The organism is Pseudolactococcus hodotermopsidis, assembly GCF_011170085.1.
In the GTDB taxonomy this organism is placed as follows: Bacteria; Bacillota; Bacilli; order Lactobacillales; family Streptococcaceae; genus Pseudolactococcus; species Pseudolactococcus hodotermopsidis.
In genome coordinates, this window is sequence record NZ_BLLI01000001.1 from 81,631 (window position 1) to 97,569 (window position 15,939).

Here is a 15,939-nt window from a genome sequence, read left to right on the forward strand (position 1 = left end):
TTTTAATGAGCAGCGCCTAGCAGATTAGATAAATCATAAAACCTGCGCTAAACGCAGAACCTTATGATTTCCTAAATCTGTACGGCGCTAGACACTCATTAACACTTTTTTATTAAAACACGCGCCCCCGCTGTTTCAAGCAAGGCAATATCTTTTTTAACTTGCGCCACCAAATCAGAAATAGCTGTTAAATCTTGTCCCCACAAATCAACATTGCCTAAAATCGTCACAACAACAGTTTCCGGATCCTCCCAAGCTTTATTGAAAGTTGCGATAATATTTTCATCATCTTGTGGAACAATTTTATCACCCCGATAAGACAAAATCAGCGCCGCCAAGGCAGCCGTCATATGCTTTGGCAAAGCATTTTTCGTGTCAACATATTGATTGAACACAGGTAAGAGCCGTGCTACAAATTTTGAAACGGTATTTAGGGCAATAGCGCTCAACTGATGATTGGCAAAAGGGTTGAGGAAACGCTCCTTGACTTGCTCAGCAAATACCACAAGCTCAGAGATTGGCAAATCAATCATCGGAATCAATTCATCTGTGAACAAACCGTCCACATATTTTCGGAAATCTAGGTCTTTCATGACCGCCTCAACCGTGTCAAGCCCAGCCAATCGTGCCAAAATCGACATCGCCGTATGCGGACCATTGAGCAAATGCACCTTGCGCTCACGATACGGTGTCATATCTTCTGTCACAATCACGTTCAAGCCCGCTTTTTGCAAAGGAAATGCCGTCATAATCGTTTGAGGCCCCTCAATAACCCAAACCATAAACGGTTCAGCCGTTACCAAAACCTTATCCTCATAGCCTAATTTATCGTAAAAATCTTGCGCCGTATCACGCGGAAATCCCGGCACAATACGGTCTACCAAACTGCAACAAAACGTGTTTTGCGTCTCAAGCCACGTCACAAAATCATGACCAAGCGCCCAATCTGTCGCATATTGCAAAACAATCTCTTTGAGCTTATCGCCATTTCGGTCAATCAGCTCGCACGGAATGATGATAAAGCCTTTTTTGCCAAGCTTATAGCGCTCATGGAGCAGAACGGTCAGTTTGGCAGGAAAACTTTTAGGTGGCATCGCCGCCAAACTATCCTCTTTGTGATAGGCAATTCCTGCCTCAGTCGTGTTTGAAACGATAATTTCTAGGTCGTCTTGACTCGCCAACTCCTTATAGGCTTGCCACTGCGTATAAGGGTTAATCACACGACTAACGCTTGTCATAATTTCAACGCTGTCAATAACTTCGCCATTTTGTAAGCCCTGCAATGCCACTGTGTAGAGGTCATCTTGCGCATCTAGCAAATCTTTCAACCCCTGTTCAATTGGCTGAACGACAACGCTGCTACCGTTGAATAAGCCTTGCTGATTCATCTGTTGCAACTGCCAATCAACAAAAGCTCGCATAAAATTGCCCTCTCCGAACTGAATAACCCGTTCTGGTTGACATTCCAAATTTGGAACGATTTTCTTTGTTAAAAGTGTCATATAATATTTCTCCTTTATATTTGCACACGTGAACAATTTGTTGTAAAACGATATGAACACGTGAACATTTCGATGGTTAAATTAAAGGCTAATAAATATAACCTTTAACGTTTATAATAACTGCGCAAACACCGAACAGACTGCCTAATTCTCAATTCTGTTGGGATTCGGACCTGTCGCTCAGAAACAGTTTGCCCGTCAATCAATTTGAGTAACATTTCTGTTCCCATTTGACTGATTTGTTTAATTGGCTTATGAACTGTTGTCAGAGGTGGATTGAGATAGGAGACAAATTGACTATCATCAAAACCGATAATGGACAAGTCATCGGGAATCTGTAAACCGCTTTCTTTAGCTGCCTGCATAGCGCCAATTGCCATATCATCGTTCGCACAAAAAACCAAGGTTGGTAAAGTCGGTAAGGTTAAAAGTTTCTGCATTTCCTTAAAACCGCCTTCAGAACTGTAATCGCCCTTGAAAAAATAAGTTTTATTTATCGGAATCTTGTGTTTTATCAAACTTTCAAGCAAGCCTTTTTTACGCTCATTTGACGACCTAAAACTGTCAATTCCGCCAATATAAGCGATTTTTCGATGCCCCAAACCAATGGCATAATCAATGATTTGCGTAACACCTTGCGCATCATTTGCCAAAACATTGAGGACATTTTCATCATCAATCGGACGATTCAAGACAACGAGCGGCAGTTGATGATCGCGCACAAACTCAATAAAGGTCTGGTCACTATCGCTTTGACTCATAACGATTATCCCATCATAACGCTGAAAATTTATCCGCGACAAGTGCCGAATCTCGTCAATCCCTTGAACCGACAAGCCATAACTTTCGTCCAAAACGCTGTGAATGCCTTGAATCGCATCAAGCAGAAAGCTCGAACTCGTCCCCTCGCTAATGCTTGAGAAAAACAGCCCAATCATGTAATTTTTCTTATTTACCAAACTTCGCGCATTAAAATTTGGTACATAATTCATGTCAATCGCCAACTGTTGAATCTTATGGCGTGTTTCAGCTTTAATCAACGGATTATCATTTAAAGCTCTGGAAACCGTTGTGTGAGAAACGCCTGCTTGCTTGGCAATATCTTTGATTGTAACCATTTTTCACATCCTTTCATAAGTTGTTGAGGCGACTGCTTTAGTCAATCAGTTCGCAAATTGTTCACGTGTTCATTATAGTACTAATCAGGAATAATGTCAATCTATTATCTTAAGATATTTCTCTAAAATAATAAGATTCTAAGTTTAAATTTTTTCAATCTTCAAGCACTTCAACAACATCGCCAAACAAGGCTTGCGCCTCTTCAACAGCAACGTTTTTTTCAGCAACTGCAACCTTGGGTAACTCATCAACTGGCTGCGCTGCACTTGTCTTGCGCAATCGCGCATATTCCGTTCTCACGGCAACCCAGTCGTCGTTGGTCAGAGCGATAATTTCAGGTGCGAAACCGACGATATTTGACATAAAATTGCCAAATGACACTTGTAAATCTTGATTTTGCGCCGCTTTTTTGGCAGTAAATTCACTGTTGAAGGTCACAACGACAAATTTCTCCGAGGCCGCGACGGCTGATGTGTGGTTGAGCATGGACTTGCCAAAGCCACTGTCAAAGGAGTTGATGACTTCTTCCCAAGCGCCTTGGATAGCGGTTCGCGCCTCATTTGTCGCATCTGAAAGTGCTGCGAAAACGAAATCTTTACTGAAGTAATTGCCAGCCGTTTTAGGCGCAACTTTTTTTTCTGGCAATGGTTGCTGACCTGCTGACGTCAATTGAAAATCGCCAGTGTCAAGTTTTTTGGTCAGACTAGCCACCTGTTTTTGAAGTTCTGCGATAACTTGTGAATAGTCTGCGGTTTTCATGCTTTCTGACAATCGCATGGTCATCACATCAGCTGCAATTTTTTCCTGTGTTGTATTTTTCAGCGTTTGCAAGGTCTCTGTTGCAATCTCAATCCAAGCAAAAATCTGGGGTTTAGACACATTGACCGCCAAATTTTCAGCCAAAAGCATGTCACGAAAATGCGCCATCAAGTCCTCGGTAAAGCGAATCATGTTTTTGCCGTCAGCAAAAATCATGTCAAGTTGCGTTAGGGCAGCCTCAACCTCTTGCTTGGCAATCGCTGTAATATAATCGCTCAAGGCTTGTGCCGAAATCGCACCCGTGACGAGGAGCGCCACATCAAGTGTCAAGCCATTTTGTGCAAAACTCAGCGCTTGATCAAGTGTAGAAAGCGCATCGCGCATGCCACCATCAGCCGCCGTGGCAATCAGTTCAATCGCTTTTTCGTCAAACTCAACCTGCTCTGCCGTTAAAACAGTCGCCAAATGTTGCGTGATGTCAAGCGAAGTAATCGCACGAAAAGCAAACCGCTGGACACGTGAGAGAATCGTTGCGGGAATCTTCTGAATTTCCGTCGTTGCAAGAACGAAAACAACATTTTCTGTCGGTTCTTCAAGTGTTTTCAAGAGCGCATTAAAAGCACCCGTCGTCAGCATATGCACCTCGTCAATGATGTAAACCTTGTACTTGGCACGAGACGGCGCATATGTTGATTTATCGCGGATTTCACGAATTTCATCAACACCGTTATTTGAAGCAGCATCAAGCTCAATAACATCCTCTAAAGCGCCATTGGTCACAGCTTGACAGATGTCACAGGTGTTACACGGTTCGCCGTCGATTTGGTTGGGGCAGTTAATTGCCTTGGCAAAAATTTTGGCTGCCGACGTTTTTCCAGTGCCACGAGGTCCTGAAAAAAGGTAGGCATGAGAAATCTGATGATTGATAATGGCATTTTTCAGTGTTGTTGCGACCACTTCTTGCCCGACCATTTCATCGAAACGTTGACTGCGATACTTGCGATATAGGGCTTGATAGCTCATTTTTCTGCCTCATTTTTTAGGGTAAACTGGTCAAAATACCAGTTGGTTTTATTGACCAAAATCGTTACAAATTTCTCCAGATAATCTTTGTCAATCTTATCATAATCATCAACTAGGTGCGAATCAAGGTCAAGTACACCAATTAACGCACCATTTTTCGTCATCGGCACAACGATTTCCGAGCGTGCTTGACTGTCGCAAGCGATATAATTTTGATGTTTCGTCACATCACCGACAATAATCGTCTCACGTTTTTCAGCAGATTCACCACAAACGCCCTTACCAAGCGCAATATTGACACAAGAAACGCCACCCTGAAATGGTCCAAGCACAAGTTTTTCGCCGTCGTAGAGATAAAAACCAACATAAACGGAATTGGGCAAAATGCCACGTAAAAGCGCACTCGCATTGCTAAGATTTGACAGCGCATTACCTGTTTCATCAAGTAACGCCTCTAGTTGTAATAACACTAAATTATAATTTTCTTGTTTCATCGTTTTTTCACCCATTTTTTTGCTATAATAAGTATATTATAGCAAAATTTAAGGTATTAAGGTGGTATAGTCGATGATGAACTTAGACGAAATTCGAGAAGATATTGATTTGCTCGATACAGAACTTGTGCGGCTTCTTGAAGCACGCATGAACTTGGTTAGCCAAGTCACAGCTTTTAAGCAAATGACAGGTATGAAAGTACTTGATAATTCACGCGAACTAGCGATTTTGGAAACTGTCGCTAATCGTATTGAAAATCCTGAATTTACGGAAACGATTGTTGCAACTTTTAAAGATATTTTGAAAAATTCACGCCATTATCAAAACGATGCTCTTGGAAATTAAATTGTGAGAAAATATTATTTTGAACTAGCGGTTTTGACTGTAATTGCTAGCGTTGTTGGCCTTGTCGTCGGTGTGCTAGATACGATTTTTGGGCGTATTTTACTTTTTATCAGCGATTTTCGCGTTCAACATGTCAACTCTCTCATCCCATTTTTAGCGCTTGCGGGCCTTGCCATAACTTTTGCTTATCAGAAAATTGGCAAGGAATCGGTGCGCGGTATGGGCCTCGTTTTCGCTGTCGGGCATAATGAAGCCTCTGTCATTCCTAAGCGCCTGATACCACTCGTTGTCGGCGCAACTTGGCTCACACATTTATTTGGCGGTTCGGCTGGGCGCGAAGGGGTTGCCGTTCAAATCGGTGCAACTTTTGCAAATTTTCTAGGAAATGTGCTCAAAATCAAGGAAAATCGCCATATCATGATTATGATTGGCATGTCAGCAGGTTTTGCTGGGCTTTTCCAAACACCACTTGCGGCAAGTCTTTTTGCTGTTGAGGCGCTTACTGCTGGCAAACTCTACACTCGCGCCCTTTTACCAAGTCTCGCAGCTGCTTATACTGCAAGCACAACTTCTCATCTGCTTGGTCTTGAAAAGTTCAGCACAAAACTGGCACAAATTCCCGAACTTTCTTTTGAGAACGTTTGGAAAATCATCATTATCGCTATTATTTTTGGTCTGACAGGTTATCTTTTTTCAAGTTTACTTGCTTATGCTAAAGCAAAATTGACTCACATTTTCCCAAATCCTTATCTCAAAATTGCAATTGGCAGTGTGATTTTATCTATTTTATTGATTATTTTATGGCAAGGGCGTTACTCTGGTCTGGGGACAAATCTGATTGCTGCGAGTTTTGAAAATGGCACAATTTTTCCTGTTGACTTCGCATTTAAGCTGATTTTGACTATTATCACGCTCGCAATTGGTTTCCAAGGTGGCGAAGTGACCCCACTTTTTGCCATTGGTGCAACACTTGGCATCGTTCTTGCAAGCATTTTCGGACTGCCACTCGCCTTTGTCGCTGCCCTCGGATACGCTGCCGTTTTTGCTAGCGCAACCAATACTTTGCTTGCGCCCATGTTCATTGGTGTCGAAGTTTTCGGCTTTAATACGTTACCGTTTATGCTAATTGCCGTTGCGATTGCTTATACGTTTAATTTTGATAGCTCTATCTATGGGGCGCAAAAAAAGCTCTGAATTTTTAAATTCAAAGCTTTTTTCATCTATAAATATTTCTCAAACTTCAAACATCAAATCGCCATAAGATGGCATTGGCCATGCTTCCTTATCAACAATCATTTCAAGTTTGTCAACTGGAGCGCGCAGTGCATCCATTGCTTTAAAGACCACTTCGTTGTAGAAACGCGCTTGAGCTTTGCCTTCTTCTTGGAGAGTGGCTTTGACAGCGACCTCTTTGAGTTCAGAAAGTGCCGTCTTAACTTCTTTGAGCAAGGCTGAAACCTCTGTCAAGATGTCAGTTTGAACACTCGCCTCAACACCCGCATTCTTAACCGCAATAACCGTGTCAGCTAAGGTTTTCGTATATTTAATAACAGCTGGGATAATTTGTTTTGTCGCCATATCAATCATCGTAAGTGCCTCAATATTGATGACCTTGCCATAATTTTCATATTTAACTTCTTCACGCGCTTTCAACTCAGCAGGTGTCAAGACACCGTATTTATCAAACAAGGCGATAACATCAGCTTGCGCCAAAACTTCAGTCGCATCAACGATTGATTTGAGATTTGGCAACCCACGTTTTTCAGCCTCAACAAGCCACTCTTCAGAATAGCCATCGCCATTGAAAATAACGCGTTTATGCGCTTTAGCATACTCGGCAATCAAAGCATCTACTTCGGCATCAAAATCAGTTGCTTTCGCCAAGCGTTCAGAAGCATCATCAAAAGATTCAGCAACAATGGTATTAAGGACAATGTTTGGCGAGGCAATTGAATCACGCGACCCAACCATACGAAACTCAAATTTGTTACCAGTAAAGGCAAATGGCGAGGTACGATTACGGTCAGTTGCATCTTTAGAAATATCACGCAAAGCAGTCGAACCAGTCGTCAAAACGCCACCTTTGATAGAAGTTGAGGCTGAGCCATTTGCCACATATTGCTCAATAATATCTTCTAATTGTGAGCCAAGGAAGATTGAGATGATAGCTGGTGGTGCTTCGTTGGCACCCAAACGGTGGTCATTACCAGGGTCAGCAGCCGATTCTCGGAGCAAACCAGCATATTTATCAACCGCTTTGATGATACAGGCAAGTACCAGCAAGAATTGTTTATTTTCATGTGGTGTGTTGCCTGGTTCAAGCAAATTTTCGCCTTTATCTGTCACGAGTGACCAGTTGTTATGTTTACCTGAACCATTGACACCCGCAAAAGGCTTCTCATGGAGCAAACATTTCATATCGTGACTACAAGCAACACGTTTCAGTGTTTGCATCACAACTTGATTTTGGTCAACGGCAACATTAGCATTGGCATAAATTGGCGCAATTTCATGTTGAGCAGGTGCTACTTCGTTATGTTGCGTTTTGGAAGTCACACCAACCCTCCAAAGTTCTTCGTTGACATCTTTCATGAAACCAGCAACACGTTGGCGAATTGTACCAAAGTAATGGTCGTCCAACTCTTGACCTTTCGGCGCTTGTGCACCAAATAAAGTACGCCCAGCATAAATCAAATCCTTACGTTGAAGGAATTTTTTTTCGTCAACCAAAAAATATTCTTGCTCAGCTCCAACAGATGGCGCAACTGATTTGGCAGATGTATTGCCAAACAAACGGAGCAACTTGATAGATGAGTCAGAAATGACTTGCATAGAGCGCAAGAGTGGTGCTTTTTGGTCAAGCGCTTCGCCATTGTATGAGTAAAATGCTGTCGGAATCAAAAGCGTTGTTCCTGCCGCATCATGACGGACAAAAACTGGAGAAGTCGTATCCCAAACCGTGTAACCACGCGCCTCAAAAGTCGCACGCAAGCCACCCGAAGGGAATGAAGAACCATCTGGCTCGCCTTTAATCAGCTCTTTTCCTGAAAATGCTGTCAAAACGCTACCGTCAGCTTTTGGTGCTGTGATAAACGAATCTTGTTTTTCAGCAGTCACACCTGTCAATGGTTGAAACAAATGAGCAAAGTGAGTTGCGCCTTTTTCAATCGCCCATTCACGGATCTCATTTGCAATCACATCAGCAGTTGCAAGATCAAGGTCTTTGCCTTCTTCAATTGATTTTTTGAATTGCTTGTAGATACTCTTTGGCAAACGCTGTTGCATCACGGCATCTGTGAAAACATCTTCAGCAAAGATTTCTGGAATATTGACTTTTTCCATTTGTAAGTTCTCCTGACTTTTTCTAGGGCTCTCTTAAATTTTTGAGCTGTCCATTACATGTTATAAGTTCTAACACTATCATTATACATTTTTTTTGGATGTAATGCAATAATATTTGTAATTTTTAGAATTTTCTTTTTCAGTAAATGTTCGGATTTGGTGCTTACTTTGATTAAATTATAGAAAATAAATAAAAAAACTCAGATTTAAACACTGAAAAATCTGAGTTTCGGGCCATTTTAGTAAAGATAGAGATAATTATCAACTTCCCATTGCGAGACAAACTGAGCGTAGGAAGCCCACTCGACTTTTTTGGTCTCGACAAAATTTGTGAGAATATGTTCTCCGAGAGCTGATTTGACAACCTCATCTTCTCGGAGTGCCTTGACAGCATTGTGCAAAGTAGAAGGCAAGTCGTTGATGCCAACGGCTTTACGTTCATCTTCGGTCATCATATAGATGTTATTTTCGACTGGCGCTGGCGCTTCTATTTTGCGTACAATACCATCAAGTCCGCATTCAAGCAAAACAGCAAGCGCCAAGTAAGGATTGGCAGTCGGGTCAACAGCACGAAGTTCTAAGCGCGTGCCAATACCACGAGAGGCTGGTACACGTACAAGTGGCGAACGATTTCTCCCCGCCCAAGCAATGTAGACTGGCGCTTCATAGCCTGGTACAAGACGTTTGTAGGAGTTAATCGTCGGATTGGTAATCGCTGTAAAATTATAAGCGTGTTCCAAAATACCGCCCAAGAAATGGTAAGCAGTGTCTGATAATTCCATCTCGCCATTGGCATCATAAAAGGCATTGGTGTCATTTTGATCAAACAAAGACATATTACAATGCATGCCACTACCATTGATACCAAACTTTGGTTTTGCCATAAACGTCGCATACAAACCATGCGCCCGCGCAATCGTTTTAACAACAAGTTTGAAGATTTGAATGTTGTCGCAAGCCGTCAAAACGTTGGTATACTTGAAATCAATCTCATGCTGACCAACAGCAACCTCGTGATGACTGGCTTCGACCTCAAAACCAAGATCCGTCAAAACATTGACAATTTCACGTCGCGTATTATCCGCCGAATCAATCGGCGCAAGGTCGAAATAGCCACCTTGGTCGTTGACTTCGAGCGTCGGATTTCCTTGGTCATCTAGTTTAAACAAGAAAAACTCAGGCTCTGGACCAAGGTTGAATGACTTGAAACCGACCTCTTCCATGTGTGCAAGTGCACGTTTCAGATTGCCCCGAGGATCGCCCGCAAACGGTGTGCCGTCAGGATTGTAAACATCACAAAGCAAGCCAGCCACCTTGCCATTTTCATCGCCCCAAGGAAAAATTATCCAAGTATCAAGATCGGGATAAAGGTACATGTCAGACTCATTAATGCGGACAAAGCCCTCAATAGATGACCCGTCAAACATCATCTTGTTGTCCAGAATTTTGTCAAGTTGCTCCTCAGTTGCGGGAACTTCAACGTTTTTCAGCGTTCCCAAAATGTCCGTAAACATCAAACGCAAAAACGTCACATTTTTTTCTTTGATTTCTCTGCGAATATCAACAGCTGTGATTGCCATAATATGGCCTCCTTAGTTAATTCTAATCTTCTTTTTATGACACAACGAAAACCAATCAAAATCCAATGATTGGCTAATTTATCGTAGCGTTGTTTTAGGCTTATTAAACCTAGATTGTTGCATGATTTCTTGCTCTAAAATCTTTCGGACTTCAGCATCAGTGATTGATTTATTCTTTACTTTTGCCAATTCTTCCTTACTTTTTTCATAGACTTTCTTAATACCAGCAATATTTAAACCATCATTAAGATAATCTTTAATTTCAAGCAAGACATCCATATCATTGAGCGAATACATCCGCCGATTACCGTCATTTCGCGCTGGGAAAATCAAATCTTGATCTTCATAGTAGCGAATCTGACGTGCTGTGAGATCTGTCAGTTTCATAACGGTACCAATGGGAAAAACTGCCATTGAGCGCCGTAGCTCACGTTCTTTCACTAAAATATTTCTCCTTTTATAGCTGGACACACTCTCAATTTTGCGCCAAGATGAACTCGCTTACAAAATCTATTTTATAGGGAAATTCCCCAAAAGTCAATAGCTAATGTTAGCTTAGGTAACATCACTGTACCATACTCATTCCTGAAACAAAGCAAGATGAGGCTAGTTTTTGAGTTGTGGTTCACAAAACGCAACTTGATGGTACTAACGCTTAGCCGTTGATGCATTTATCTATTTCAATAGTCGTCATTATTTCTGATAATTTCGCCTTGATAATCAATCATCCCAGGTGCAACCATGTCAATGTTCAAACCCATTTCATCAAAAATGTTGCTGGCACGGTAAGCTTTGTTAGTCGTGCGACAAATAACATAGTAATGTTTGCTTTTATCCAAGTCAAATTTGCCGTCCTCAACATCGTCAATGGGAATGTTGATAGCACTCGGAATATGAAAACTGTCAAATTGCTCGACTGGTCGCACATCAAGCAAATTCAGTTCGGAGATTTCTAATTTTTCAAAATCTTTTAACTCAATAATATTAAAAGTCATTTCCCCTCCCCAGTATAAACATAACCAAAATGTTCGTAGCCTTTGGGTGTCACACGGCGACCTTGCCGCGTTCGTATGAGAAACCCCGACTGAATCAAATACGGCTCATACATATCTTCCAGCGTTTCGCGTTCTTCCGAGATATTGACCGCAAGCGTCCCCAAGCCAACTGGGCCACCATTATACATCTCAATCATCGTTTTGATGATTTTTTGGTCAATGTAGTCAAGCCCCGAGCCATCCACATCAAGCATGGTTAGCGCTTGATTGGTCATATCATCATTGACGATGCCAGTCCCTTTGATTTGGGCAAAATCGCGCACACGTTTGAACAGACGGTTAGCAATACGAGGTGTCCCACGGCTTCTTCTAGCAATCTCATGTGCACCATCACCAGTAATTGCCGTCTCAAAAATATCAGCGGTTCGGGTAACAATCTCCGTCAGGTCTTCTAAGTCGTAATAAGCCATGTGAGCATTGATCCCAAAACGCGCCCGCAAAGGATTTGAGAGCATCCCCGCACGAGTCGTTGCACCAATCAAGGTAAAGGGAGGCAGCTCCAAGTGGACGCTGCGACTGGCATCCGCACCACCAATCATGATGTCAATGTAAAAGTCCTCCATGGCGCTATAAAGCACCTCCTCAACCGACATGGGCAGACGATGGATTTCGTCAATAAAGAGAACATCGCCCGCCTCAAGTTCGTTCAAAATCGCAACCAAATCGCCCGCTTTTTCGATAGCGGGACCCGAAGTTTGCTTGATATTAACACCAAGTTCATTTGCAATGACGAAAGCCATGGTCGTTTTGCCAAGACCGGGAGGACCGAAAAGTAGCACGTGATCAAGCGATTCTTCACGCATTTTGGCAGCTTTGATGAAAATGTCTAGCTGTTCCTTGATTTTATCCTGTCCGATATATTGGTTGAGATATTGCGGTCTCAAGGTACGTTCGACTGCAATTTCTTCGTTTTCGTAACTTTGCAATTCGCCTGAGGTTAATTTGTCGTTTTCCATAGGTCTATTATACCACGCTTCCCCTAGCAGTCCAAATTTACACAATTCAAAATAACATTAACAAAACCACTTCTTCCTCATAAAGATAGCCCGCCAACCCTATAAAGGCGGATAGCTATTTTATATCCTGTCCTATAATTTATCAGCAGTAATGACCCTAAAAGTACTTGCATTTATCGTTATCCTAACACAATGCGCCTTATTTTCAACATAATAATTTTTACCGATTTTTGAAATGAGACTCTCTTCACAAGAAACCACATCAGCTATAAACGTTTCTATTTCATCACGCGCCATATTGGTTTTTAGTTTCTTATTAATTCTACCATAAACTAAATCTGTGTAGCAGATTTGCTTTAAAATTTTCTGCCTGATGGTCATATTTTGCTCTCTTTATCCTCAAGACTTTCGACATATATTTATAATTTTAAAATTATTTCATTAACATTTTAAGCGCTAATTTGATATAAGCCTGTGCTGTGTCGGCTTGTCCTGCCATTTTTTTCTCGATTTTCTTAAGTTCTGTGGCTTTGTACCCCAAGGCTTCCAAGGCTTCAAGCGATTCTGATAAAGCTTTATCAGTCGTTGCTGTCGTTTTCGCAACTGTTGCAAGCATTTGCGAGTCAAATTTGCCTTCCAAATCAAGCGCCATTTGCATGGCTGTTTTCTTACCAACACCTGGAAATTTAGTCAGATATTTGATGTCGGAGTTGTTAATTGCGGCGACCAAACCATCATTATCATCTGCCGCAATAATCGCAAGCGCCGACTTAGGACCAATACCCTTGACCGAGACAATTTTCAAAAAAAGCGTTTTCTCATCAAAGGTTTTAAAACCGTACAGGGTATGCGCATCCTCACGAATGACCTGATGAACATAAATTTTTAGTAGCTGATTGCGCATATCGGAGAAAACATAGGGATTAGCAACATTGATAATATAACCGACACCCGAAACTTCAAGCACAACGTAAGTCGGGGTAATTTTCGTGAGCTTGCCTGTGAGATATTCATACATTTAGATAACCACCGTAATTTCTGTAAATATGTGAAAAAAGTTGATAGAATTTTGATACTGTGACTCCATGACTTCCTTTCTTTGACTACATAACACTAGCAGCAGCCAAGATAAAGAGATAAACTAAAACAGCTTAAAACAAGCTACCAGTTTTTGAAATTGGTTCGCCTTGAAAGATACAAACCTAATAATAAAACAAGCAGTAGTAAGATAAAAAAACATTATTTTTTCTCCCTCGTATAATTTGAACATCAAGCTAATTTTCTAGGAAAGTTTGCGCCTGCGGTTACTCGGCGCATCGCTTTCAGTATCATGTCATTATACATAAAATTCACTGCATTTTCAAAACTGTGTCTGCCAACCACCTTTATGACCTTGCTGAATCCGTCGGAACATTTTCTCCATATCCGTATTTGAAAAATTGACGACTGCGGGTCTGCCATGCGGGCAATTATAGGGATTGTCACACTGCGCCAATTGTTGCAACAAATCACGCGCACTTGCGGCGTCAATGTACATATTCGCCTTGATTGAGCTTTTGCAGGCAATCATAATCGCCAAATCTTCACGATATTTTTTAACCGATACTTCACGCCCATCTAAAAGCAGGTCAATCAATTCATAAGTTGCCGACTCAATCTCATCATCTTGCATCCAAATCGGATGTTCACGCAAAATCAGCTGATTTTCGCCGTATTCATCAAGCATGACCCCCGCCTCAGCGAGCAAGGCTTTCTTTTCAACAACTGTTAAAAAATCATTTTGCGGCAAAGTGATAAAAATTGGCGCTAAAAGTTGCTGCTGATCATAGTTGACTTGACCAATTTTATCACGGTAATATTCGTATTTGACCCGTTCTTGCGCTGCGTGTTGGTCAACGATATAAAGACCGTCTGGCGCTTGACAAAGGAGGTAAGTACCGTGCATTTGGGCGAGAAATTCGAGTTCTGGGAAAGTGCTAGTTTTTTTAGTTTCTTCAAAAATCGTTATTTCTGACGGCTTGGTTTCAGATTTCCTTGGTTCTGACGAGGCAACCTCGCTTGATGAATGTGGCGGTTTCATCTCAGTTTTCGTTAAATAGGACGATTCTGAGCGGGAACTATCAAAATCAGCATTTTCCTTGACAAAAAAATCTTGTTTAACAGTATCATAATAAAGCTGTCTGCTTGGCTGTTGCACATGTTGCGTTTGAGCGACGGGTGGATTTTTGTGAGTATTGAGATTTTCAAGCGCATCTGGTATCAGGACTTCTTCAGCAAGGGCTGTTGCAATTGCCTTTGTGATGAGACTCATCAGCTCACGCTCTTTGGAAATTCTCACCTCTTGTTTAGTTGGATGAACATTGACATCCGCCAAAAACGGATCGATTTTGAGGTCAATGACAGCAAGCGGAAAACGCCCAACCATGAGTTTACTGCCGTAGCCCTCAACAATGGCGCGATTTAGCAGAAAATTCTTGATATAACGACCATTGAGCAACACTGTGATATAATTGCGGTTAGCGCGCGTCAGCTCGGGCAGACTGACGTAACCTGTCACCTCAAAATCAAGGTCAGAAATCGAGAGTTCAACCATTTTTTTCGCTGTCGAAATGCCGTAAACACCCGCAATCGCTTGGCGCAAATCGCCAGTTCCCGCCGTTTTCAGCATATCACGACCATCATTGACCAAAGTAAAAGCAACCTCAGGATGCGCAAGACTGAGCCGATTGATGATGTCAGTAATATGACTAAGTTCAGCCTGTAAACTCTTGATATACTTGAGCCGAGCAGGCGTGTTATAGAACAGATTTTCGACCTTTATTCGCGTTCCAACACGTTTTGGCGCTGGATCATTTTGGGTAATGTTACCTCCTTTGGCAACAAGGTGTGTCCCACTCTCATCGCCGTTGTTGGCTGCTGCCGTATCAATCGTCATCTCGCTAACGCTTGCAATAGACGGCAGTGCCTCGCCCCGAAAACCCAAAGTCCGAATGCGAAAAAGATCAGCAACATCCTTGATTTTACTGGTCGCATGCCGTCTGAGCGCAAGCGCAACTTCTGCACGCGCAATCCCTTCACCATTGTCAATAATTTCAATTGATTTGAGACCCGATTCTTCAATCTTAACCGTGATTTGCGTGGCTTTGGCATCAATTGCATTTTCTAGTAATTCTTTGACAACGCTTGCTGGACGTTCAATAACTTCCCCCGCTGCTATTTTATTGGCTAGATTTCCGTCTAATTCAATGATTTTTGACTGATTTTTTTGTTTCTTCATAGTTTTTATTATATCAAAAAAAGTACTTTAGCGCTTGAAATCTAGTATTTTAATATAAAGGGCATCTCTAAAAACTCAGATTCGCCCATTTTTGTTAGCTCATAAAATCGCTAACAAAAAAAATGTGCACCTGCGGTTACTCGGTGCATGAAAAAATTGCTAAAATTTCCGTAGTCGTCGTCAATCCTCCTTGACTTGCACCAGCAACCCTTCGTCGAATTTCCTAGTCTAAGAAAATTTTATCTAAAAATGAACAAAAGCAGTTTTTAGAGATGCCCTAAAATTTAAGACCTGTATTTCTTGCATAGTAAAATAAAAAATTTGTCTGAAATATACGACATTTCAGACAAGTTTTTTAATAGACTTCTCCCGAAATTAAATTTCGAAATTGATAATACCACAAATTAAGGACGCACGAAGTAAGTGCCTCTTTCTTCGATTACGATATTTCTGAGCCATACACTTAAAGGTTTTGATTTTAGCATT

At 41.7% G+C, this 15,939-nt stretch carries 14 protein-coding genes; 2 read left to right on the plus strand and 12 right to left on the minus strand.

Annotated elements, in window-relative coordinates:
- Positions 1-98: 98 nt before the first annotated feature.
- From Hs30E_RS00395 to Hs30E_RS00410, 4 genes are all read right to left on the minus strand, one after another.
- Positions 99-1,502 carry a tagaturonate reductase gene (locus tag Hs30E_RS00395; protein ID WP_172207088.1) on the minus strand — a complete coding sequence of 468 codons (1,404 nt, stop codon included), beginning with the start codon at positions 1,500-1,502 and terminating at the stop codon, positions 99-101.
- Between the two features lie 104 nt (positions 1,503-1,606).
- A complete protein-coding gene (locus tag Hs30E_RS00400; RefSeq protein WP_172207090.1) occupies positions 1,607-2,620 on the minus strand; it encodes a LacI family DNA-binding transcriptional regulator in 1,014 nt (337 codons plus the stop codon).
- Positions 2,621-2,774: 154 nt separating this feature from the next.
- Positions 2,775-4,403, minus strand: a complete 1,629-nt coding sequence (gene dnaX / locus Hs30E_RS00405) for a DNA polymerase III subunit gamma/tau (protein ID WP_172207092.1) — start codon at positions 4,401-4,403, stop codon at positions 2,775-2,777.
- On the minus strand, positions 4,400-4,912 hold the full coding sequence (locus tag Hs30E_RS00410; RefSeq protein WP_172207094.1) for a GAF domain-containing protein: 513 nt from the start codon (positions 4,910-4,912) through the stop codon (positions 4,400-4,402). The genes dnaX and Hs30E_RS00410 overlap by 4 nt, the downstream gene beginning before the upstream one ends.
- A 61-nt stretch (positions 4,913-4,973) precedes the next feature.
- On the opposite strand from Hs30E_RS00410, the gene Hs30E_RS00415 reads away from it, so the two are divergent.
- Positions 4,974-5,243, plus strand: coding sequence for a chorismate mutase (locus tag Hs30E_RS00415; RefSeq protein WP_172207120.1), 270 nt, complete (start codon positions 4,974-4,976; stop codon positions 5,241-5,243).
- Between the two features lie 3 nt (positions 5,244-5,246).
- Entirely contained in the window at positions 5,247-6,437 is a 1,191-nt protein-coding gene (locus tag Hs30E_RS00420; protein ID WP_172207096.1) for a chloride channel protein, read from the plus strand.
- Positions 6,438-6,476: 39 nt separating this feature from the next.
- Here Hs30E_RS00420 and Hs30E_RS00425 read toward each other — a convergent pair whose 3' ends face one another.
- The 8 genes from Hs30E_RS00425 to mutL form a co-directional block, all read right to left on the minus strand.
- Positions 6,477-8,585: a glutamine synthetase III family protein gene (locus tag Hs30E_RS00425; RefSeq protein WP_172207098.1), complete on the minus strand. Its 2,109-nt coding sequence runs from the start codon at positions 8,583-8,585 to the stop codon at positions 6,477-6,479.
- Positions 8,586-8,824: 239 nt separating this feature from the next.
- The gene (gene glnA / locus Hs30E_RS00430; protein ID WP_172207100.1) at positions 8,825-10,165 is read right to left on the minus strand and encodes a type I glutamate--ammonia ligase; all 1,341 of its coding nucleotides are present in this window, start codon (positions 10,163-10,165) and stop codon (positions 8,825-8,827) included.
- Between the two features lie 78 nt (positions 10,166-10,243).
- A complete protein-coding gene (locus Hs30E_RS00435) occupies positions 10,244-10,606 on the minus strand; it encodes a MerR family transcriptional regulator (protein ID WP_191088462.1) in 363 nt (120 codons plus the stop codon).
- 239 nt (positions 10,607-10,845) lie between these two features.
- Positions 10,846-11,160: a rhodanese-like domain-containing protein gene (locus Hs30E_RS00440; protein WP_172207102.1), complete on the minus strand. Its 315-nt coding sequence runs from the start codon at positions 11,158-11,160 to the stop codon at positions 10,846-10,848.
- Entirely contained in the window at positions 11,157-12,176 is a 1,020-nt protein-coding gene (gene ruvB / locus Hs30E_RS00445; protein ID WP_172207104.1) for a Holliday junction branch migration DNA helicase RuvB, read from the minus strand. Before ruvB ends, Hs30E_RS00440 begins: the two co-directional genes overlap by 4 nt.
- 132 nt (positions 12,177-12,308) lie before the next feature.
- A complete protein-coding gene (locus Hs30E_RS00450; RefSeq protein WP_172207106.1) occupies positions 12,309-12,557 on the minus strand; it encodes a DUF3781 domain-containing protein in 249 nt (82 codons plus the stop codon).
- A gap of 52 nt (positions 12,558-12,609) precedes the next feature.
- Entirely contained in the window at positions 12,610-13,194 is a 585-nt protein-coding gene (gene ruvA, locus Hs30E_RS00455; protein ID WP_172207108.1) for a Holliday junction branch migration protein RuvA, read from the minus strand.
- Positions 13,195-13,536: 342 nt separating this feature from the next.
- Complete coding sequence (mutL, locus tag Hs30E_RS00460) at positions 13,537-15,453, minus strand: DNA mismatch repair endonuclease MutL (RefSeq protein WP_172207110.1); 1,917 nt, start codon at positions 15,451-15,453, stop codon at positions 13,537-13,539.
- Between the last annotated feature and the right edge of the window lie 486 nt (positions 15,454-15,939).